Here is a 21,527-nt window from a genome sequence, read left to right as displayed (position 1 = left end):
AGGTGACCATCCGCCCGTCCGCTCGTTCTGCTGAACGTGCAGTCACAGGATGCCGCCCAGTCCGCCGCGCCCTCCTCCCCGGCCGGTCCGGTCGTCGACGTCGAGCAGGCCGAGGCCGCCCTCGTCGAGCACTATCCGCGGCTGGTCCGGCTCGCCTACCTGGTGCTGCCCTCCTCCATGGGCCGGCGCAGGCGGGTCCTGTCCGCGCACGGCCTGGTGCAGCGGGCGCTGCCCCGCGGCCGCACCGCCGCGCCGCTGATCCCCGCCCAGCAGGCCGGCCGGGCCGACGACCCGGGGTACGCGCTGGTCCGGCTCCAGGTGGTGCGGACGGCGCTGCGGCGCGGGGCCGGCGGCCGCCGGTGGGCCCGGCTGCCGCCGCCCCTGCCGCGGGTGTGGGGACTGAGGCTGTTCCCGCGCCCCGGCGGCGCCGACGAACTCGCCCTGGACCAGCGGATGTCGGCCCTGTCCGGGCCGGCACGCGCCGCCCACGCGCTGCGCGGCCTCGAACGGCTCCCGGACGGTGACGTCCGCGAGGTCCTCGAGGCCGCGGGCGTCACCGACGCCGACGGCGCGCTGGCGGAGGCCGACCAGATCCCCGACCCCTACCGGCTGCTGGACTCCCCCGAGTTCGACGCGTGCTCGCTGCAGGCCCGGCCGACGGACCTGCTGCGCCGCCGCCGGCACCTGAAGGCCGCGCTGGTCGGCGGGGCCGCGCTGGCGGTGTGCGGGACGCTGCTCGCCCTGCCGGGCGGCGGCTGGGGCGCGGACGGCGCCGCCGCTCCCCCGTACACGCAGAGCCCGGCCGCGCGGGCCGCGCTGGACCCCGGGAAGCTGACCCGTATCTCCCCCGCCGCGTGGCGGACCTCCGCGCGCACCGACTTCTCCGTGTGGCCGGCGCGCGGCGACCGCACCGGTGACCGGGCGCTGCTGCGCCGCGCGCTGGCCGTCTGGGCGCGGCCGGGGAAGAGCGTGCGGGTGTCGGCGACCCCGGGCACCCCGGCCGGCGGGCCCGCGGGACCGCCCCAGCTGCTGTACGCGGGGACGGTCGACACCGCGCGGGTGGTGATCCTCTACGACGGTCTGCGCGTCGTGCGCTACGCCGAGCCGGAGGAGGGCACCGAGGGTGCCGTGCTGGACCTCGCGCGCGCCGACGGCGCGGGCAAGGCCGGGTCGGGCGCGGTGGTGCTGAGCCGGGCCGACGGCAACGTCCGCTATCTGACCGCCCCCTGGGTGCGGGCGGCCGCCGAGCGGGACCTGCGCGGGCCGGGCTCCGGCGCGATGGCCCTGACCCTCGTCGACGGGGTGACCTCGCCCTTGGCGAGCCCCGCGCTGCGCCGGGGCCCCTGCACCTCGTGGAACGTGCTGCGCCTGAGCGACGGCACGGACACCCGGCTGCTGACCGACCTGGGCGAGCTGGTGCCGGCCCGGCTGACCGCGGGGCCCCCCGGGTCACCGCGGGACGCCTCCGGCGCGAAGGCGCTGCGCACCTGGGCACCGTACGCCTGCTCGCTGACCGCGGTGCGCTCGGCGGGGGTGCGGAGTGTCAACGCCTGGGCGTTCGCCGAGCAGCCGCTGCCCGGGGCCGCCGGGTCGGCGGAGTGGGTGTGCACGCGGGCGGAGACCTGGCGGGGCGGCGGGTCCAGGGTGCTGGCGCAGTTCCGCACGCCGGGCGCCCGGTCCGGGGCGGTGGCGGCGAAGGCGCAGGACGTGCCGGAGTGCGGGGCGCGGGAGCCGCGGGTGCTCGCCGGGGTGCTGTGGAGGTCCGGGGCGGGCGGCTGGTACCTGCTGGCCGCCGGCAGCCGCGACACCGCGTCGGTGAGGGCGACGGGCGGCGTCGAGGGGTCGGCCGCGGGCAACCTGCTGACCGTCCGCGCCACGAAGGGTGCGCGGGCGGACCTCCGGGGGAGACTGGAGGACGGGCGGTCGGTCGGCGGGCTGCGCTGAGGGCGTGAACACCGTCGGCCAGTCCGGACCGTTCGAGGCCGAATTCGATCGGTAAGGTGTTCGCATGACTACCGGGGCGCGTCGCAGAATGGGAGTGGAGGAGCGGCGGCAGCAGTTGATCGGCGTGGCCCTCGAACTGTTCAGCCGGCGCTCTCCCGACGAGGTCTCCATCGACGAGATAGCGTCGCGGGCGGGTATCTCGCGCCCGCTGGTCTATCACTACTTCCCCGGCAAACTCAGCCTGTACGAGGCCGCGTTGAGGCGCGCGTCGGAGGATCTGTCGTCCCGGTTCGTGGAGCCGCACGAGGGCCCGCTGGGATCGCGGCTGCGGCGGGTGATGGCCCGGTTCTTCGACTTCGTCGACGAGCACGGCCCCGGTTTCGCCGCCCTGATGCGCGGCGGCCCGGCGGTCGGGTCCTCGGCCACCAACGCGCTGGTCGACTCCGTACGGCAGGCCGCCTACGAGCAGATGCTGTCGCACATGGGTGTGGTGGGCCCGGCGCCGGCCCGGCTGGAGCTGGTCGTGCGGTCCTGGGTCTCGCTCGTCGAGTCGACGGCGCTGATCTGGCTGGACGGGCGGCGGGTGCCGCGCGAGGAGCTGGAGGCGCAGCTGGTGCAGGACTTCGCCGCGCTCGCCGCCGTCGCCGCGTCCCGTGACGAGGAGCTGGCCTCGCTGCTGCGCGCACTGCTGAAGGACGAGCCGGGCGACGGTCCGTTCACCGACCTGGCGGTCCGGCTCATCGCGCTGGCCGGTCCGTGACTCCGGGGACGACGTGGGCCCTGGTCGTCGAGACGACGCAGGGCATCGGGCAGCGCAAGCACACGGTGGCGCGGGTGCTGGCGCAGGTCGAGGGGTCCCGGGAGGAGGCGCTGGCGGAGCTGGAGCGGCAGGCGCGCGGTTATGTGCCGGAGCACCCGGGCAGTCCCCGGCGCCGTCGTCTGCTGCGGACCGCCGACGGTTTCCTGCTCGTCGTCGAGGGGTCGTGGCAGACCTTCGCCAGCCGGTTCACCGTGGGGGAACTGCTGGCCGACTCCGACGCGCCCCCCGCCCCGCCACCTCGGGCGCGGGAACCGCGGGTCCCCGAACCGGCCCCGGCCGGGCCCCCCGCCGGGCCGGGCGAGCCGGGCGAGCCGGGCGAGCCGGCGGGGCCGGTGTCCGGCCCCGCCGCGGTGGACGAGGACGGTGTCCCGGTGCGGCCGGCCTGGCTGGGCCGCCGTGACCTGTCGTGACCCGCGCCGCCGGCCCGTGCGGGTCTACTCGCCCTCGAACTTCCGGTACGACGCGTCCAGGTCGCGCACTTCGGCGGAGGCGTGCAGCGTCTGCCCCTCGGACGGCTTGACGTACTGCCGCAGCAGGTCCAGCACGGCCTCGGTGAGCCGGGCCTTGGTCTCGTCGCCGCGGCCGGCCAGCAGGGCGATGTGGACGTGCACGAGGGCGTGCCCGTCGGTGTCGGGACCGACCACGACGTCCTCGGTGCGCCGGAACCGTGTCTTGCACGCCTGCGGCTTGGCGACCGCGATCTCCACCACGGCGGTGTGCAGGTCCCGCGCGAACGCGGGCCGGTCGAAGCCGTCCGCGAGTCGCTCGGAGTAGTCGACGGTGATCTGCGGCATGAGCCCTCCTGTTCAAGGTCAGGAGGGCTCACACTAACCGCACCGTCCCGCGGGGTCAGCCGGCCGTGGTGAACACCGCGACCGTGCGCGCCGGAACGGTGAACGTGCCGGTCCCCTTCGTGTACGACGCGGTCTTCACGACCGCGTCCCCGCCCGCCGCCTGCACCGGGTGCAGCCGGTAGCCGTTCCCGGCGAGGGAGCCGACGCGCTGCTCCTGCCGCTCGGGGGTGGCGTTGAAGACCACGACCAGGTCACCGAGCCTCATGGTGATCACCCCGGGCGTCTCGTCCTTCCCGGACAGGGGGAAGGAGAGCCGGGACTGCACCTGGGCCGCGGTGTCGAGGGAGAAGACCCGCTCCGACGTGCGGATCCTCAGCAGGTCCTGGTACGCGGCCGTGGTGCCCCGGATCTCCGGGCAGCCGACCCGCACCGAACTCAGCAAGGGCCCCGCGTACGGCCACTTGTCCTCGTTGTCGGCGGCCGGCGGCAGACCCCGGCCGAAGCCGTTGCCGGCCGCGCAGTTCCAGTGGATGGCGTTGAACCAGTCGCCGCTGTCGTAGGAGTTGCGGTCCAGGGACTTGGAACGCAGCAGGTCGGTGCCCGCCTGGGAGAGCGCCGGGCCCTGGGAGAGGGTGGCCGTCGCCATGGCGAGGACCTGCATGCGCGCCCGGTCGCCGGCCGGGGTGTCCTTCGGCAGCTTGAAGGCGAGCGCGTCGAACAGCGACTCGTTGTCGTGCGCGTCCGCGTAGGCGAGGGCGTCGCCGGGGACGGCCGCGTATCCGGCGGGTGCGCCGTTGTAGTCGACCTGGGAGCCCTTGACCTCCTTGCCGCTGGTGTCGGTGAAGGTGTAGTCGGCGAGGTTGCCGGAGAGGCCGACCTTGATCAGGTCCTGGTAGTGCAGGAGGCGGGCCTTCTGCTCGGCCTCGGTGCCGTTGTCCTTCGAGGAGTTGGGGTCGGTGTACAGACCGGAGGCGAAGCCCTGCACGCCGGGGTCCTCGTCGAAGGGGCCGCCGCCGCGCACGGCGTCGCGGGCCCGGTCGGAGAAGGTGGCGATGCCGGTGCCGGCCATGTTCTTCTGCGTGGCCTGCTCGAAGCGGACGTCGTCGGCGATCTCGCCGAAGTTCCAGCCCTCCCCGTACAGGACGATCTTCTTTCCGTCGACGCCGTCCTTCTTGAGGGTGAGGGCGTCGAGGGCCTCGCGGACGGCCAGCATGTTGGCCTTCGGGTGGTGGCCCATGAGGTCGAAGCGGAAGCCGTCGACCTTGTACTCCTTGGCCCAGGTGACGACCGAGTCGACGACGAGCTTGCCCATCATCGCGTTCTCGGGGGCCGTGTTGGAGCAGCAGGTGCTGTTGGCGACGGAACCGTCGGCGAGCAGCCGCTGGTAGTAGCCGGGCACGATCCGGTCCAGGACCGAGGTCTTCGCCTGGCCGTGGGCCGCGGTGTGGTTGTAGACCACGTCCATGACGACCCCGAGGCCCTCCTCGTTGAGCGCCTTGACCATCTCGCGGAACTCGACCGTACGGGCGGTGCCGTCCGGGTCGGTGGCGTACGAGCCCTCGGGGACCGTGTAGTGGTACGGGTCGTAGCCCCAGTTGTAGGCGTCCTTGGCGGCGGTCTTCGCCACGCACTCCTGCTGCTCGGCGGAGTCGGCCGGGTAGGAGGAGAGGTCGCAGTCGACGGTCGCCCGGTCGGACTTCTTCTCGGGGATGGTGGCGATGTCGAACGCGGGCAGCAGGTGCACGTAGGAGGTGCCGGACTCCGCCAGCTCCCGCAGGTGTCTGCTGCCGTCGCTGTCCTTGTCGGTGAAGGCCAGGTAGGTGCCCGGGTTCTTCGCCGTGCGGTCCTCGACGGAGAAGTCGCGGATGTGCAGTTCCTGGATCTGGGCGTCCTTCAGCGGCACCGCCTTCGGCTTGGCGAGGGACGACCAGCCCTTGGGGGCGAGGCGCCGGTCGCCGAGGTCGACGACGAGGCTGCGCGCGGAGTCGGTGGTCAGGGCGACCGAGTAGGGGTCGGTGACGGTGTTGGTGGTGATCTCCCGGGTGCTGGGCACCCACACCTCGACCTTGTAGCCGTACTCCTTGCCCTTCCAGGAGGGCGGGCCGGTGACGGACCAGACGCCGGTGCCGTCGTCGCGGCGCATGCGGACGGTGCGGTCGCCGATCTCCAGCGACACGTTCCTCGCGGTCGGCGCCCACACGGAGAGGGTCGGGCGGCCGTCGCGGAAGACCGGGCCGAGCCGCGCCTTGGTGGCGCCGGTGGCGTAGAGGTCGTCGAGGACGCCGGCGATCTGCACGCCGGTCGCCGCGAGCACCGCTCCGCCGGCCGCGTGCTGGGTGGCGACGACCTGGCCGCGCAGGGCCTCGCGCACCCGGTCCCGGTCACGCGGGTCGACGGACCAGGCGGTGCCCTTCGCCAGGTGCGGGAACTTCGCCTTCTGGGCGTCGGTGAGGGCCGTCTTCCCCAGGCGCAGCCAGCGGGCGTCGCCGGTCTTCAGCGTCCCGTCCTGGACCTTGACGGAGCCGGTGCGGGAGGCGAGGAGCTGGGTGGAGGCGGCGGCCTGGGAACCGTCCCAGACGAGGGTGTCCCGGTCGATCCAGACCGCCTTGGAGGTGGTCAGGTCGAGGGCGGCGGCGGAGCCGGCGGGCTGCGGCAGCAGGTACTCCTCCTGGCCGCTCACCAGCCACACCTCGTGGCCGTCGGCCGTGAGGTCGAGGGACTGGTCGGTGGGGAGGTCCTTCTCGTCGCCCTTGTGGAGGATGTAGCTGAGGCTGGTGGCACCCTCGGCGAGCGGCACCTCGAAGACAGCGCCGTAGGGGTCGGTCTTCACCGGCTCCAGGGGGTTCGACCAGTCGGTGGGGTGCGCGGCGCCGGTCCAGGTGTGCAGGCCCCAGCCGTCGTAGTTCCCGTCCGCGCGGTGGTAGTGCAGGACCGCCTTGGTGGTGTCCTGGGCCGGGTACTCGGGCCGTTCGGTGGCGACGGGTTCCTTGCCCTGCTCGATCCAGACCTCGCCCGTCCTGGTGAGGTCGATCGTGCGGTCGGTGGCGACGTCCTTGTTGCCGTCCTTGTCGATGACGAGGAAGCCCAGGTCGGACGCGCCCGGCTTCAGCTTCACGTAGGCGAAGGCGCCGTAGGCGTCGCGGCCGGTGAAGGGGTGGCTGTCCGGCCATTCGGTGGCCTCGCCGTCCGCGAGGTCGCCCCAGGCGTACAGGCCCCAGTCGTCGTAGTCGCCGTCGGCGCGCTTGTAGTGGACGACCGCGTAGTCGCGGGAGGCGGCGGTGGGCGGCTCCGCCACGGGCGGGGTGCCGGTGGTGGAGGCGGCCAGGGCGCTCGCGGTGCGGCCGGCCGAGTCGATCACGACGGCTTTGTAGCGCAGGGCGGTCCCGGCGGGCACGTCCGCGCCGATGGTGTGGGTGACCTTGTGGGGGGCGTGGTCGGCGGAGCCGAGGGTCCGCCACTTCCCGTTGCCGGTCTGGGCGGCGAAGACGACCCGGTTGAGCTGCCCGCCCTCGACGTCGGCGGTGAGCTCGACGGTGCCGGTGGCGCCGGCCTCGGGGGCCTTCAGGGTGACCGTGGGCTTCGCGGCGGGCTTCCCGAGCGGGCCGGACGCCTTGAGGACGATCGCCGAGCCCGCCGGGACGGTGACGGTGATCTTCTTGTCGGCGTCGCTGGTGACGGTGGCGTCGGTGCCGTGGATGCCCTTGAACGTCATCCGGGCGGAGCCGGTCGCGAAGGTGGCCTTCCGCGCCTCACCGGCGTTGTTGAAGGCGACGACGTACTCGGTGGTGTCCTTGCCGGTGGCCGTGCGGGAGAAGGCGTAGACGCCCGCGCCGTCGGCGGCGTACCGCTCCTGCTGGATGCCGTCGGTCAGGGCCGGGTGGGCCCCCCGCAGCTTCGCGAGGGCGCTGATCTGCCGGTAGAGCGGCGAGCGCGTGTCGTAGGTGTCCTCGGCGTGGGTGCGGTCGGAGCCGATGAGGTCGTCGTCGAGGTAGTCGGCCGTGCGGGAGGCGAAGAGGGTCTGGCGGGCGTCCTTGTCGCCGCCGGCGCCGGTGAAGCCCTGCTCGTCGCCGTAGTAGACGACCGGGTTGCCTCGGCTGAGGAACATCAGCTCGTTGGCGAGCATGTCCTTCTTCAGCAGTTCCGCGTCGGACGCCTCGGGGTTGTCCTGCTTCAGGAACGTCCCGAAGCGGCCCATGTCGTGGTTGCCGAGGAAGGTGACCTGCTCGTAGGCGTTGGCCTTGTCCGTCGTGTACTTGTGGTCGTCGCCGAAGACGGAGGCGAGCTTCTTGGCGCTGCCGCCCTGGGAGGCGTACTGGCGGGCCGCCTCCTGGAAGGGGAAGTCGAGCGTGGCGTCGAGGCGGCCCTCGGTGACGTAGGGGGCGGTGACGTCCGTGTCGGCGGAGTAGACCTCGCCGAACATGAAGAAGTCGTCCCGGCCCTGCTTGGCCGCGTAGGCGTCGAGGGCGGTGGCCCACTGGGCCCAGAACTCCATGTTGACGTGCTTCACGGTGTCGATCCGGAAGCCGTCGATGTCGAAGTCCCTGACCCAGCGCTGGTAGATCTTCTCCATGCCGTCGACGACCTCGGGACGCTCGGTCCACAGGTCGTCGAGGCCGGAGAAGTCGCCGTACTCGCTGGACTCCCCGGCGAAGGTGGAGTCGCCGCGGTTGTGGTACATCGCCGGGTCGTTGAGCCAGGAGGGGACCTTGACCCGCTTCTTCGCCTCGGGCACCACGGGGGTGCGCGGGAAGGAACCGGCGTCCACGCGCGGGAACGCGCGGCTGCCGTCGGCGTAGTCGGCGTCGTCGAAGGGCTCGCCGTCCTTCGTCAGGTACGGGAAGGCGCCCTTGGAGAGGTAGCCGTAGGACTTCTCCTCGTAGTCGACGACGTCGGCGGTGTGGTTGGTGATGACGTCGAAGAAGACCTTCATGCCCTTGGCGTGGGCCTTGTCGATGAGGTTCTCGAGGTCCTTGTTGGTGCCGAAGTGCGGGTCGACCTGGGTGAAGTCGGTGATCCAGTAGCCGTGGTAGCCGGCGGAGGCGTCCTTGCCGGTGCCCTGCACGGGCTGGTTCTTGAAGATGGGCGCCATCCAGATGGCGGTGGTGCCGAGCCCCTTGATGTAGTCGAGGTTCTTCGTCAGGCCCTTGAGGTCACCGCCCTGGTAGAAACCCTTGTCGGTGGGGTCGTGACCGTGGGTGAGGCGCGAACCGGTCAGCCCGCCGCGGTCGTTCTTCGGGTCGCCGTTGGCGAAACGGTCCGGCAGGACGAAGTAGAACTGCTCGCGGGTCAGGTCGTGTCGCGCCGGCGACTTGGCGAGCTGCGCGTCCGAGGGGGGCGCGGGCGGGGTGGCGGCGCGGGCGGCGAGCGGCTGCACGAGCGCCGCGGCGAGCGCGGCGACGGTGACGGCGGCGACGCGCCGCCCCCGTGCGGTGCGGCGCCCCGGGGGCGCGGGCCATCTGGGTATCAAGGCGTGAACTCCTTGTGCGTACGGCTCATTGGGTCCGACCCCACGCCACGGCACGGCCTGTTTCGGCCACGTCACCGGAGCGTCGGCGTGACGTTATCGCCGTTGAAAGCTTTACAGCAAGGGTTCTGAAAGTAACGGTAAGGAATTGCACCGATGACGCCGGTCGCGCCGCCGTCCGTGAACGGCGGCGCGGCCGGCGCGCGTTCAGCAGCCGGACTTGCCCGCGTACACCGCGAGGGCGGTGTTGCCGCCCAGGGTGGCGGTCAGTTGTCCCGAACCGTTCACCGTCACGGGGGTGTTGTTCTGCACGTTGCAGTACGTGCCCGCCGGGAGGGAGGTCTGGTAGGTGCGGGTCAGGGAGCCGGACTCGTGGTTGATGGCCACGAAGCCCTTGGCGCCCCGGCCGAAGGCGATGGCGTCGCCCCCGTTGTCCCACCAGTTGGTGACCGCCTGGCCGCGGGTGGCGTTGCGGAAGGCCACCATGGACTTGATCTCCGGCCAGTTGTGCTGGCACTTCCAGCCGTTCTGCCAGCACGCGTTCACCTGGCCGCCGTTCGGCGGTCCGGCGTCGTGGTCGGAGAACTCGTAGCCGGAGTTGATGTCCGGGGCGCCGTAGGGCCAGGCCAGCATGAAGACGTTGGCCAGGGTGTAGGTGGCGTTGTCCTTGTAGGACAGGGTGCTGCCGTTGCGCTCGGTGTCGTGGTTGTCGACGAAGACGCCGGAGACGGAGCTGTTCATGTAGCCCCAGCCCTCGCCGTAGTTCTTCAGGTAGGCGAGGTTCTCGTTGTTGAAGACCCGCTTGAGGTCGTAGGCGTAGCGGAACTCCTGGACGTCGCCGTTGCCCGTGTACTCGGTGGGCTGGACGGCCTCGCCCGCGCCGAAGATGACCTCCTGCTTCCAGTACGCGCCCGGGTTGGTCAGGCGGGACTTGATGTTGGCGAGGTCGGCGGCCGGCATGTGCTTGGCCGCGTCGATGCGGAAGCCGTCCACGCCGAGGGAGAGCAGGTCGTTCATGTACCGGGCGATGGCTCCGCGGACGTAGTCCTCGCCGGTGTCGAGGTCGGCGAGCCCGACCAGTTCGCAGTTCTGGACGTTCCCGCGGTCGCCGTAGTTGGTGATCTGCGAGGTGCAGTTGTCGAAGTCGTACGAGGAGTACAGGCCGGGGTAGTTGTACTTCGTGTACGACGAGCCGCCGGTGCCGGTGCCGTTGCCGGCGGACATGTGGTTGATGACCGTGTCGGCGACGACCTTCACCCCGGCCGCGTGACACGTGTCGACCATGTTCTTGAAGGCGGTCCGGTCGCCGAGCCGCCCGGCGATCCTGTAGCTGACGGGCTGGTACGACGTCCACCACTGCGAGCCCTGTATGTGCTCGGCGGGCGGGGAGACCTGGACGTATCCGTAGCCGGCGGGGCCCAGGGTGCTGGTGCACTCGCGGGCGACCGAGGCGAAGTTCCACTCGAAGAGGACGGCGGTGACGTCCTTGCTGCCCGGCGGGGAGGCCTGCGCCCCGGTCGGGGTCATGACAACCGCGGCTGCCGCGAGTGCGGTGGCCACGGCGAGGGTTCTGCGTGCCATGTGGGGTTCCTTCTTCATCGAAGGGTGTGGGGATGCCGCCGGGGTCGCTTGAAGCTTCTTGCAGAAAACTTCAGCAACCTTGCGGCAACGCAGATGTTAGAGGCCCGCCACCCGAAAGGGCAGCGGGCCGTACCAACTTCAATGAAAAAAGTTCCGGGACGGACGTCAGCCCGCGGTCCACCACACGGTGGTGTCCGCCGGGACCTTCGCCTCGCCGCCGGTCTCGGCGACCTCGCCGTTGGTGATCAGCACCCGGCCGTACGCGGGCACCGTCACCGGCTCGCCCGTGGTGTTCGCGACGCAGACGAAGTCCCCGCGGCGGAAGGCCAGGACACCCTCCGGAGCCGGCAGCCACTCCACCGCGTCACCCGCGCCGAGGTCGGCCTGCTCCCGGCGCACCGCGAGCGCGCTGCGGTACAGCTCCAGGGTCGAGCCGGGCGTGCCGGTCTGCGCCTCGACGCTCAGCTCGCCCCAGCCCTCCGGCTGCGGCAGCCAGCTGCCGCCGTCGCCGAAGCCGTACGACGAACCCTCGCGGGTCCACGGGATCGGCACCCGGCAGCCGTCGCGGTAGCCGTCCTGGCCCGCGCCCCGGAAGTACGCCGGGTCCTGGCGCACCTCGTCGGGGAGGTCCACGACGTCGGGCAGGCCGAGCTCCTCGCCCTGGTAGACGTAGGCCGAACCGGGCAGCGCCAGCATCAGCAGGGTCGCCGCGCGGGCCCTGCGCAGGCCCAGCTCACGGTCGCCGGCCAGCCGGATCTGGGTGCCGAGGCCGGGCGGGTTGCCGAAGCGGGTGGCGTGCCGGGTGACGTCGTGGTTGGACAGCACCCAGGTGGCGGGGGCGCCGACCGGGCGCATGGCGTCCAGCGTGCGGTCGATGACGGCACGCAGCTCCTCGGCGTCCCAGTGGGTGCCCAGGTACTGGAAGTTGAACGCCTGGTGCAGCTCGTCGGGGCGCACGTAGTTGGCGGTGCGCTCGACGGTGGGGGTCCACGCCTCGGCAACGAAGATCCGCTCACCGGAGTACTCGTCGAGGATCAGACGCCACTGCCGGTAGATGTCGTGCACGCCGTCCTGGTCGAAGAACGGCATGACATCGTTGCCCAGCAGCTTGAGCTGCTCGTGGTCTCCCAGGTCCGGCAGGCCCTCGGCCTTCACCATGCCGTGGGCGACGTCGATGCGGAAGCCGTCCACGCCCATGTCCAGCCAGAACCGCAGGATGGAGCGGAACTCGTCGCCGACGGCCGGGTGCTCCCAGTTGAAGTCGGGCTGCTCGGGCGCGAAGAGGTGCAGGTACCACTCGCCCGGGGTGCCGTCGGGCTCGGTGACGCGGGTCCACGCCGGGCCGCCGAAGATGGACTCCCAGTCGTTGGGCGGCAGTTCGCCGTTCTCCCCCTTGCCGGGGCGGAAGTGGTAGCGGTCGCGCGAGGGCGAGCCGGGGCCCTCGGCGAGGGCGCGCTTGAACCACTCGTGCTGGTCGGAGGAGTGGTTGGGCACCAGGTCGACGATGATCCTCAGGCCCAGCCCGTGGGCGTCACGGATCAGCGCGTCCGCGTCGAGCAGGGTGCCGAACATGGGGTCGACGGCGCGGTAGTCGGCGACGTCGTAGCCGGCGTCGGCCTGCGGGGAGGCGTAGAAGGGGCTGAGCCACACGGCGTCCACGCCGAGGTCGCGCAGGTACGGGAGGCGGGCGCGGATGCCTTCCAGGTCGCCCATGCCGTCGCCGTTGCTGTCGGCGAAGCTGCGCGGATACACCTGGTAGATCACCGCGTCACGCCACCAGTCGCGGCGCCGTGCGACGGTGGCGACGGCCGCGTCGGTCGTGGGGGTCGGGGCCGGGGCGGCGGAGTGCTGCTGGCTCATGTCGTCCTTGATACGAGTGCGGTCGGGGAAGCGAGTGGGGGTCGGCGGGAGACGAGGCGGCCGCGGTGACAGCGGGGTCGGATGGGCACCGCGGCCGCCTACCCGCGCAAGTCAGGCGCGCGGGAGTCGTTGCCCGAAGGGGATCAGCCCTTCGTGCCGCCGGCTGTGAGGCCGGTGACCAGGTTCTTCTGCACGAGGTAGAAGAACGCGGAGACCGGGATCGCGATCAGGACCGCGGTGGCGGCCATGAGGTTGCGCTGTGCGTCGTGCTCGCTGACGAAGCTCTGCAGACCGACGGCGAGGGTGTACTTCTCGTCGTCGAGCATGAACGTCGTGGCGAAGGCGACCTCGCCGAACGCGGTGATGAAGCTGTAGAACGCGGCGACCGCGAGTCCGGGCCGGGCCAGCGGGAGGATCAGCCGCAGGAAGGTGCCGATGGGGGTCAGCCCGTCGACGCGTCCCGCCTCGTCGATCTCGAACGGGATGGTGTCGAAGTAGCCCTTCATCAGCCAGGCGCAGTACGGCACCGCCGTGGAGCAGTAGACGAGGATCAGGCCGAGGTAGGTGTCGATGAGCTGCAGGTCCGAGAGGATCTGGTACATCGGCACCATCAGGACGGCCACCGGGAACATCTGGGTGAGCAGAAGCACCCACATGAACTTCTTGTAGCCCGGGAAGCGCATGCGGGAGACCGCGTAACCGGTGGTGGCGGCGACGAGGACGCCGATGACCGTCGTGCCGAGCGAGACGATCAGCGAGCTCTTCAGCCAGTCGAAGAAGTTCGTGTTCTGCAGGACGAACGAGTAGTTGTCCAGCGTCATCTTGCCCCAGATGCCGCCGGGACGCAGATAGTCGTCCTTGTCGGGGCCGAGGGACAGGAAGACCAGCCAGGCGACCGGGAACAGCGCGATCAGGCTCGCCACGGCCAGGACGCCGTGCGAGGTGAGCTTCGCGAGCGGGCTCACCTCGCCGCGCCGGCGGGACCCGCGGGCGGGGGTCTTGTCGTCGGCAGGCCGGTCCGCCGGAGCAGGGGGGGTGACGGTAGAGGTGCTCATGGGGACTCCTGCCTCAGATCGCGAGCTGCTGCTCATTGCGGTTCAGCCAGCGGCGGTAGAAGGAGGTGAAGACGACCAGGATGGCCAGCAGCAGCATGCCGTAGGCCGCCGACTCGGCGAACTCGCGCGGCTGCTGTCCGAAGCCGAGCTGGTAGGCCCAGGTCACGAGGATCTGCGCGTCCGGCGCGGTGTTGCCGAACAGCAGGAAGATCACGGCGAACTGGTTGAAGGTCCAGATGACGCCGAGCAGGACCACGGTGGAGCTGACCGAGCGCAGGCCGGGCAGGGTGACGTGGCGGAACCGCTGCCAGGCGCTCGCGCCGTCCATCTCGGCCGCCTCGTACAGGCTGGCGTCGATGGACTGCAGCCCGCCGAGCAGGGAGATCATCATGAACGGCACACCGCACCAGGTGTTGACCATGATGGCGGCGAACCGCTGCCAGAAGGTGTCCTCCAGCCAGGCCGGTGTCGGCAGGCCGAGGAAGTCCAGGCCGGAGTTGATGATGCCGGCGTCGGCGAGCATGAACCGCCAGCCGAAGACGGTGACGAAGGTCGGCACGGCCCACGGCAGGATCAGGATCAGCCGGTAGAGGGTGCGGCCGCGCAGCTTCTGGTTGAGCAGCAGGGCCAGGCCCAGGCCGATGCCGTAGTGCAGGGCGACACAGGCCGCCGTCCACACGATCGTCCAGATGAACTTGGACCAGAAGCGGTCGTAGGCCGTCTCGCCCCACAGGATGTCGGCGTAGTTGTCGATGCCGATGAACTTGTAGGTGGCCTCGATCTCGTTGACGCCGATGGTGCGGGCCGAGTTGAGGCTGTCGGCGTCGGTGAGCGTGAGGTAGAAGCCGTAGGCGAGGGGGTACAGCACGATGACGCCGAGCACCAGCGCCACCGGCGCGATCATGGCGTAGGCGTACCAGTACTTCTGGTATCCGCGCTTCAGGCGGCTGACCGGCCCGGGGCGGGGCGCGCGGTCACCGCGGCGCTTGCCGGTCGCGCGGTCGATGGCGACTGTCATGGTTCGGCACCTTCTGGATGATCAAGGGGGACGGCACACAGGCCGGTGGCCGCCGGACCCTCCCCTCCTGGAAGCGGGTCCGGCGGCCACACGGGCGTTACTTGCTGAAGTCCGGCACCAGCTTGGTGATCGCGGTCTCCGCGTCGCTCAGGCCCTTGTCCAGGGACTCCTTGCCGCCGGCGATCTGCGGCAGCTCGTCGTCCATCGGACCCCACAGCGAGCTGTACTCGGGCAGGGCCGGGCGCGGCTGGGCGGCCGAGAGGACCGTCTGGTAGCCGGCGATGCCCGGGTCGGCCTTGACCTTGTCGGTGTAGGCGTCGTCACGCGTGGGCAGCGTGGAGTTCTTCAGCGCGATGGTCTCCTGCGCCTTGGCCGAGGTCATGAAGTTCACGAACTTCAGCGCGGCCTCCTGCTTCTCCTTCGTGGAGCCGGCGTAGACCGAGAGGTTGTGGCCGCCGGTCGGGGCGCCCGCCTTGCCGGCGGTGCCGGCCGGGACGGTGGCGATGCCGAGGTTGTTCTTGTCGGTGAACGCGGTGCCCTTGTAGAAGTTGGTGATCTCCCACGGGCCCTGGATGATCGAGGCGACCTTGCCGTTGACGAACGCGTCCTGGATGTGGGCGTAGGCGTCGGCGGTCACGTCGGCCTTGTGCAGGCCCTTGCCCTCGAAGAGGCTCAGCCAGGTGCCGTAGGCCTTCTCGGCCTCCGGCGACTTCACGGTGATCTTCTTGGCGTCGGCGTCGACCATGTCGGTGCCCTCGCCGTACAGGAACGGCTGGGCGTAGTAGCCCTGGGTGGAGCCCCAGTAGCCGTCGACGCCGGTCTTGTCCTTGATGGTGGCGGCGGCCTTCTTGAGGTCGTCCCACGTCTTGGGCGCCTCGACGCCGGCCTTCTCGAACAGCGCCTTGTTGTAGACGAAGGCCAGGGTGTCCGTGGTGAACGGGACGCCGTAGGTCTTGCCCTCGTACTTGGCCTGCTCCAGCAGGTTGGACTTGAACTTGTCCTGCTCGGCGAGGGCCTCGGTGCCGTCCAGCGGCAGGAAGAAGCCCTTCTTGGCGAACGCGGGGGTCCAGCCGACCTCGGAGCGCAGCACGTCGGGGGCGCCCTTGGAACCGGCGGCGGTGTCGAACTTGTTCTGCGCCTGGTCGAAGGGGACGTTGACGAACTTGACCTTGATGTTCTTGTTGGCGGCCTCGAACTCCTTGACCAGGGCCTGGTAGGTCGGCGCCTCGTTGGTCGCGTTGGAGGTGTCCCACCAGGTGATGGTGACCGGGCCGTCGGCCTTGTCGCCGCTGTCGCTGTCTCCGCCGCAGGCCGTCGCCGCGAGGGCGAGGGACGCCACCAGCGCGGTGGCCGCTATGCCACGCCGCATGAGGTTCTCCTTGAGGGTTAAGCCCGTGAGTGCGGGTCCGGCCCCGTCTGCCGTCCCGCGAATCGTGCCGACTGCGCCGATGGAGCCGCCGGGCGACGTGAACGTAACAGCGCCGGAACTTTTCCGAAAGACCTTGCAGAAAAGTTTTGCAAGCGGGGTCGATGGTTATGTCGCCGTGACCTGTTCTCGACCGTGTCGCGACCCGGGTTTCCGCCCGTACGGCAGGGGTTCGGACTGTTGTGCAAGACTCTGCAAGCACTTGCCATCCGTTGCCGCCGGGGGAATCATCCCTTGCGGACCGGTCGCCGACGACGACGTGGCGGACCGGACCCCGACCACGACTTGAGGGATCGCGATGACCCAGCAGCCCGCGACGGGCCGTCCCACGGCGCGCACCAGGCGCCCGATCGGTGGGCAAGGCGGGAACAGGCAGCTACAGTCCGGTCCTGTGACCACACGGCTTGCTGATATCGCTGCTCAGGCGGGGGTGAGCGAGGCGACCGTCAGCCGGGTCCTGAACGGGAAGCCGGGCGTCGCCGCCACCACCCGCCAGTCCGTGCTCGCCGCCCTCGACGTCCTGGGCTACGAGCGCCCGGTCCGGCTGCGGCAGCGCAGCGAGGGCCTCGTCGGGCTGATCACCCCCGAACTGGAGAACCCGATCTTCCCGGCGCTGGCCCAGGTGATCGGGCAGGCGCTGACCCGCCAGGGCTACACGCCGGTGCTCGCCACCCAGACCCCGGGCGGGTCGACGGAGGACGAGCTCACCGAGATGCTCGTGGACCGCGGGGTGGCCGGCATCATCTACGTCTCCGGACTGCACGCCGACACCACCGCCGACATGCAGCGCTACGAGCGACTGCGGGCGCAGGGCGTGCCGTTCGTCCTCGTGGACGGTTTCTCGCCGAAGGTGCAGGCGCCGTTCATCTCCCCCGACGACCGGGCCGCGATGGCGCTGGCCGTCACCCACCTCGCCTCCCTCGGCCACACCCGGATCGGGCTGGCGCTCGGGCCGAAGCGGTTCGTTCCGGTGCAGCGCAAGATAGAGGGCTTCGTGCGCGCCGTGCAGGAGCAACTGGGCCTGGCGGCCGAGACGGTCGAGACGGAGCTGGTCCAGCACTCGCTGTACACGCTGGAGGGCGGCCAGGCCGCCGCCACCGCGCTGATGGACCGCGACTGCACGGCGGTGGTGTGCGCGAGCGACATGATGGCGCTGGGAGCGATCCGGGCGGCCCGGCAGCGCGGCCTGGACGTGCCGAAGGACATCTCGGTGGTCGGCTTCGACGACTCCCCGCTGATCGCCTTCACCGACCCGCCGCTGACCACGGTCCGCAAGCCGGTCCCGGCGATGGGCCAGGCCGCGGTGCGCACGCTGCTGGAGGAGATCGGCGGGACGCCCGCGCCGCACAGCGAGTTCGTGTTCATGCCGGAACTGGTGGTGCGGGGTTCGACCGCTTCGGCCCCCGGGGACCGGAATCGTCCTTAGGGCGGAGAAGATGCGGGTACCACCCGACCGAGGGATGATCAGAGGGGGACGTCTTTTCTGGCAGACTCTGTGCCCATGGGTGACTCGACCGTGACCACGCTGAAAGGCCGGGAACAGGCCGTAGCGCACCCCGTCGCGGACGAGACGACGGGGCGGCGGACGCTGCTCCGTCCGCGCACCCCGCGCCGGCCGCGTCTGTGGTTCGAGATCATGCTGATCGCGGTGAGTTACTGGACGTACTCACTCATCCGCAACGCGGTGCCCGAGCAGCGGGCCGAGGCCCTGCGCAACGCCGACTGGATCTGGCAGCTCGAGCAGCAACTGGGGCTGGCCTTCGAGCAGTCCGTCAACCACGCCGTCAACTCGGTGACTTGGCTCATCGTCGGCATGAACTACTACTACGCCACCTTGCACTTCGTGGTGACGCTGGGTGTCCTGGTGTGGCTCTACCGTAGTCATCCCGGCCGGTACGCGGCGACCAGACTGGTGCTCTTCACCACGACCGGCTTCGCCCTGGTCGGCTACTACCTGTATCCGCTGGCCCCGCCCCGGCTGATGAACGGCCAGGACTTCGTCGACACCGTGCTGGTCCACCAGACCTGGGGGTCGATGGCCTCCGGCGACCTGAAGAACATGTCCAACCAGTACGCCGCGATGCCGTCGATGCACATCGGCTGGTCGCTCTGGGCCGGCCTGACGATCTTCGCCCTGTCCACCGTCCCCTGGGCGCGGGTGCTGGGCCTCGTCTACCCGGTGGCCACCCTGGTCGTCATCGTCGCCACCGCCAACCACTTCTGGCTGGACGCGGTGGGCGGGGTGATCTGCCTGGCCGTCGGCTACGGGATCGCGCTGCTCTGGTACGGCCGTCAGCCGTACGCCCTGCCCCGGCGGGTGGCCGAGCCCGCGCGGAGGAAACGGGCGGCGGACGCCCCGGCCGCCCCGGCCACGGGCGCCTCGCACTCCCCGGGGGCATCGGATGCCCCGGAGGCCCTGGACGCCCCGGACGATTCGAAGGCCCCGCCGCGGCTCCGGGTGCCGAAACAGGGCTGAATCCGGGTGCCGGTGCGGGAACGGATCTCCGTGCCGATGCGGGGACGCCCCCTGCGGGGCGCTACGACCCGCCGTAGAACAGCTCCTCCACCACGCCCCGCGCCCGTCGCGCCGTGCGCCGGTACGCGTCGAGCATGTCGCCCGCGTGCCCGGGGCCGTACCCCAGGTAGCGTCCCACGGCGCCCAGTTCCCGAGGTGTGGTCGGGAAGGTGTCCCCCGCGCGGCCCCGCACCAGCATCACGGCGTTGCGCACCCGGGTGGCCAGTACCCACGCCTCGTCGAGGATGCAGGCGTCCTCCTCGGAGATCATCCCGGCCGTGCGGGCGGCGGCCAGCGCCTCCCGCGTACGGGTCGTGCGCAGGCCCGGCTCCCGCGCCCCGTGCCGCAGCTGGAACAGCTGCACGGTCCACTCCACGTCGGACAGCCCTCCCGGGCCGAGCTTGGCGTGCAGCTTGGGATCGGCGCCGCGCGGCAGCCGCTCCGACTCCATACGGGCCTTCAGCCGCCGGATCTCCCGGACGGCCTCCTCGTCGAGCCCCTCGGCGGGATAGCGCAGCGGGTCGATCAGCTCGGTGAAGCGGCGGCCCAGTTCCTCGTCCCCGGCGACGTGCTCGGCGCGCAGCAGCGCGTGCCGCTCCCACACCAGCGACCAGCGCCGGTAGTACGCCTCGTACGACTTCAGGGTGCGGACCAGCGGGCCGGACTTGCCCTCCGGGCGCAGGTCGGCGTCGATCAGCAGCGGCGGGTCGGCGCTGGGGACCTGGAGCAGCCGGCGCATCTCGGCGACGACCTTGTTCGCGGCCTCGGCCGCTTCCCGCTCGTCGGCGCCGTCGCGCGGCTCGTGGACGAACAGGACGTCGGCGTCGGAGCCGTAGCCCAGTTCGTGCCCGCCGAAGCGGCCCATGCCGATGATCGCGAACCGGGTGGGGAGCGTGTCCCCCCAGCCCTCCCGGACCACCGCGCGCAGCGTGCCGGCGAGGGTGGCGGCCGTCAGGTCGGAGACCGCGCCGCCCACCAGGTCCACCAGGGCGCCCTGGTCGGCCTCGGCGGGCTGGGACTCGGTGCCGTAGGAGCCGACGATGTCGGCGGCGGACGTGCGGAACAGTTCGCGGCGGCGCACCCCTCGGGCGGCGGTGACGCCCTGGGTGGCGTTGTCGGCGCGGCGGACGGCGGCGAGCACCTCCTGCTCCAGGGAGGCGCGGGAGCGGGGGGTGAGTCCCCCGGCGTCGCCGTCACCGAGCAGCGCCACCGCCTCGGGGGCGCGCATCAGCAGGTCGGGGGCGAGCCGTCCGGCGGAGAGCACCCGGGCCAGGTTCTCGGCGGCGGCGCCCTCGTCGCGCAGCAGCCGCAGGTACCAGGGGGTCTTGCCGAGCGCGTCGGAGACCTTGCGGAAGTTCAGCAGACCGGCGTCCGGGTCGGCGGAGTCGGCGAACCAGCCGAGCAGCACCGGCAGCAGGGTGCGCTGGATGGCGGCCTTGCGGGTGACGCCGGACGCCAGCGCCTCCAGGTGGCGCAGGGCGGCGGCCGGGTCGGCGTACCCGAGGGCCACCATGCGCTCCCGGGCCGCCTCGGCGCTGAGCCGGGCCTCACCGGGGGCGAGCGCGGCGACGGCGTCGAGCAGCGGCCGGTAGAACAGCTTCTCGTGCAGCCGCCGTACGACGGAGCCGTGCCGCTTCCACTCGCGGGTCAGGGTGGTGACCGGCTCGCTGCGCAGGCCCAGGGAGCGGGCCAGCCGGCGCAGATCGGTCTCCCCCTCGGGGACGAGGTGGGTGCGGCGCAGCCGGTGCAGCTGGATGCGGTGCTCCATGGAGCGCAGGAAGCGGTAGGCGTCGTCGAGCTGGGCGGCGTCGGCGCGCCCGACGTAGCCGCCGGCGGCGAGGGCCTTCAGCGCGTCGAGGGTGGTGCCGCTGCGCAGGGAGGCGTCGGCGCGGCCGTGCACGAGCTGGAGCAGCTGCACGGCGAACTCGACGTCCCGCAGCCCGCCGGGGCCGAGCTTGAGCTGGCGGTCGATCTCGGCGGCGGGGATGTTCTCCACCACCCGGCGGCGCATCTTCTGCACGTCGGCGACGAAGTTCTCCCGCTCGGCGGCCCCCCACACCAGCGGCTGGACCGCGGCGACGTACTCCTCGCCGAGCGCGAGGTCGCCGGCGACCGGGCGGGCCTTGAGCAGCGCCTGGAACTCCCAGGTCTTGGCCCAGCGCTGGTAGTAGGCGAGGTGGGAGGCGAGGGTGCGCACCAGCGGACCGTTGCGGCCCTCCGGGCGGAGATTGGCGTCGACGGGCCAGATGGAGCCCTCGACGGTGGTCTCGGAGCAGATCCGCATCAGGTGCGAGGCCAGCCGGGTCGCGGCGCGCAGCGCCTTGTCCTCGTCGGCCCCGCCCGCCGCCTCGCCCACGAAGATCACGTCGACGTCGGAGACGTAGTTCAGCTCGTGCCCGCCGCACTTGCCCATCGCGATCACCGCGAGCCGGCAGAGGGCGGCGTCCTCCGGCGCGTCGGCCTGCGCGAGGGCGAGGGCGGCGCGCAGGGTGGCGGTGGCGAGGTCGGCGAGCTCGGCCGCGGTCTCGGCGACCTCGATGGTGCCGCAGACGTCACGGGCGGCGATGGACAGCAGGCAGCGCCGGTAGGCGACGCGGAGCGCGACCGGGTCGCCGGCGTCGGCGAGGCCCGCTTCGAACTCCTGGACGCCGGGGTGGAGATCGCGCGGCTCGTAGGTGACCAGGGCCTGCCAGTCGCTGGGGTGGCGGGCCAGGTGGTCGGCGAGCGCCTCGGACGCGCCGAGCACCCCGAGCAGCCGGTCCCGCAGCGGCTTGGCCGCTATCAGGGTGTCCAGCAGCTCCTGGTGGGCGGTGGGCCCGTCCTGCGCCTCCAGCAGCCGCACCAGGCCGAGGAGCGCGAGGTCGGGGTCGGCGGTCTGGCCGAGGGCGTCCAGCAGCACGGGGTCGCTGCGCACGGGCGCCAGCCCGTCACTGTCGAGCAGCCGCTCGGCGGCGGACGGATCGGTGAAGCCGTGCCGCAGCAGCCGCGTGAAGATACTGCTCCTGCGCCCCGGCGCCGACGTCATCCCCGGCCTCCCTCGTGCCTCGGAT

The 21,527-nt window shown here is 71.6% G+C and carries 13 protein-coding genes; 5 read left to right on the top strand and 8 right to left on the bottom strand.

Annotated features, from left to right (window positions below; genetic code table 11):
* The first annotated feature begins 36 nt into the window (after positions 1 to 36).
* The 3 genes from IE172_RS03620 to IE172_RS03610 all read left to right on the top strand — a co-directional run bounded on the left by IE172_RS03620 (position 37) and on the right by IE172_RS03610 (position 3,174).
* Positions 37 to 1,944, top strand: coding sequence for a hypothetical protein (locus IE172_RS03620; RefSeq protein ID WP_190095567.1), 1,908 nt, complete (start codon positions 37 to 39; stop codon positions 1,942 to 1,944).
* Between the two features lie 64 nt (positions 1,945 to 2,008).
* Positions 2,009 to 2,704 (top strand): TetR/AcrR family transcriptional regulator, encoded by a 696-nt coding sequence (locus IE172_RS03615; RefSeq protein ID WP_190095566.1) that lies wholly within the window; start codon positions 2,009 to 2,011, stop codon positions 2,702 to 2,704.
* The gene (locus IE172_RS03610; protein WP_190095565.1) at positions 2,701 to 3,174 is read left to right on the top strand and encodes a hypothetical protein; all 474 of its coding nucleotides are present in this window, start codon (positions 2,701 to 2,703) and stop codon (positions 3,172 to 3,174) included. Before IE172_RS03615 ends, IE172_RS03610 begins: the two co-directional genes overlap by 4 nt.
* Positions 3,175 to 3,198: 24 nt before the next feature.
* Here IE172_RS03610 and IE172_RS03605 read toward each other — a convergent pair whose 3' ends face one another.
* The 7 genes from IE172_RS03605 to IE172_RS03575 form a co-directional block, all read right to left on the bottom strand.
* Positions 3,199 to 3,558 (bottom strand): 5-carboxymethyl-2-hydroxymuconate Delta-isomerase, encoded by a 360-nt coding sequence (locus IE172_RS03605; RefSeq protein ID WP_190095564.1) that lies wholly within the window; start codon positions 3,556 to 3,558, stop codon positions 3,199 to 3,201.
* 55 nt (positions 3,559 to 3,613) lie between these two features.
* The gene (gene pulA, locus IE172_RS03600; protein ID WP_190095563.1) at positions 3,614 to 9,025 is read right to left on the bottom strand and encodes a pullulanase-type alpha-1,6-glucosidase; all 5,412 of its coding nucleotides are present in this window, start codon (positions 9,023 to 9,025) and stop codon (positions 3,614 to 3,616) included.
* Between the two features lie 204 nt (positions 9,026 to 9,229).
* The gene (locus IE172_RS03595; RefSeq protein ID WP_190095562.1) at positions 9,230 to 10,603 is read right to left on the bottom strand and encodes an alpha-amylase; all 1,374 of its coding nucleotides are present in this window, start codon (positions 10,601 to 10,603) and stop codon (positions 9,230 to 9,232) included.
* A gap of 165 nt (positions 10,604 to 10,768) precedes the next feature.
* On the bottom strand, positions 10,769 to 12,463 hold the full coding sequence (locus IE172_RS03590; RefSeq protein WP_190095561.1) for a glycoside hydrolase family 13 protein: 1,695 nt from the start codon (positions 12,461 to 12,463) through the stop codon (positions 10,769 to 10,771).
* Positions 12,464 to 12,606: 143 nt separating this feature from the next.
* Positions 12,607 to 13,518, bottom strand: a complete 912-nt coding sequence (locus IE172_RS03585; protein ID WP_190095560.1) for a sugar ABC transporter permease — start codon at positions 13,516 to 13,518, stop codon at positions 12,607 to 12,609.
* A 13-nt stretch (positions 13,519 to 13,531) separates the two neighbouring features.
* Positions 13,532 to 14,536, bottom strand: coding sequence for a carbohydrate ABC transporter permease (locus IE172_RS03580; RefSeq protein ID WP_190095559.1), 1,005 nt, complete (start codon positions 14,534 to 14,536; stop codon positions 13,532 to 13,534).
* A gap of 97 nt (positions 14,537 to 14,633) precedes the next feature.
* Positions 14,634 to 15,905, bottom strand: coding sequence for an extracellular solute-binding protein (locus IE172_RS03575; RefSeq protein WP_190095558.1), 1,272 nt, complete (start codon positions 15,903 to 15,905; stop codon positions 14,634 to 14,636).
* 448 nt (positions 15,906 to 16,353) lie between these two features.
* On the opposite strand from IE172_RS03575, the gene IE172_RS03570 reads away from it, so the two are divergent.
* Positions 16,354 to 17,388 (top strand): LacI family DNA-binding transcriptional regulator, encoded by a 1,035-nt coding sequence (locus tag IE172_RS03570; RefSeq protein ID WP_190095557.1) that lies wholly within the window; start codon positions 16,354 to 16,356, stop codon positions 17,386 to 17,388.
* 75 nt (positions 17,389 to 17,463) lie between these two features.
* Positions 17,464 to 18,438, top strand: a complete 975-nt coding sequence (locus IE172_RS03565) for a phosphatase PAP2 family protein (protein ID WP_190095556.1) — start codon at positions 17,464 to 17,466, stop codon at positions 18,436 to 18,438.
* Between the two features lie 61 nt (positions 18,439 to 18,499).
* On the opposite strand, the gene IE172_RS03560 is transcribed toward IE172_RS03565, so the two are convergent.
* Positions 18,500 to 21,502, bottom strand: a complete 3,003-nt coding sequence (locus IE172_RS03560) for a bifunctional [glutamine synthetase] adenylyltransferase/[glutamine synthetase]-adenylyl-L-tyrosine phosphorylase (RefSeq protein WP_190095555.1) — start codon at positions 21,500 to 21,502, stop codon at positions 18,500 to 18,502.
* Positions 21,503 to 21,527: the final 25 nt, after the last annotated feature.

Source organism: Streptomyces griseoflavus (assembly GCF_014649995.1).
In the GTDB taxonomy this organism is placed as follows: domain Bacteria; phylum Actinomycetota; class Actinomycetes; order Streptomycetales; family Streptomycetaceae; genus Streptomyces; species Streptomyces griseoflavus.
The sequence above is the reverse complement of the archived record's forward strand: the minus strand, read 5'-3'. Positions and strand labels throughout refer to the sequence as shown.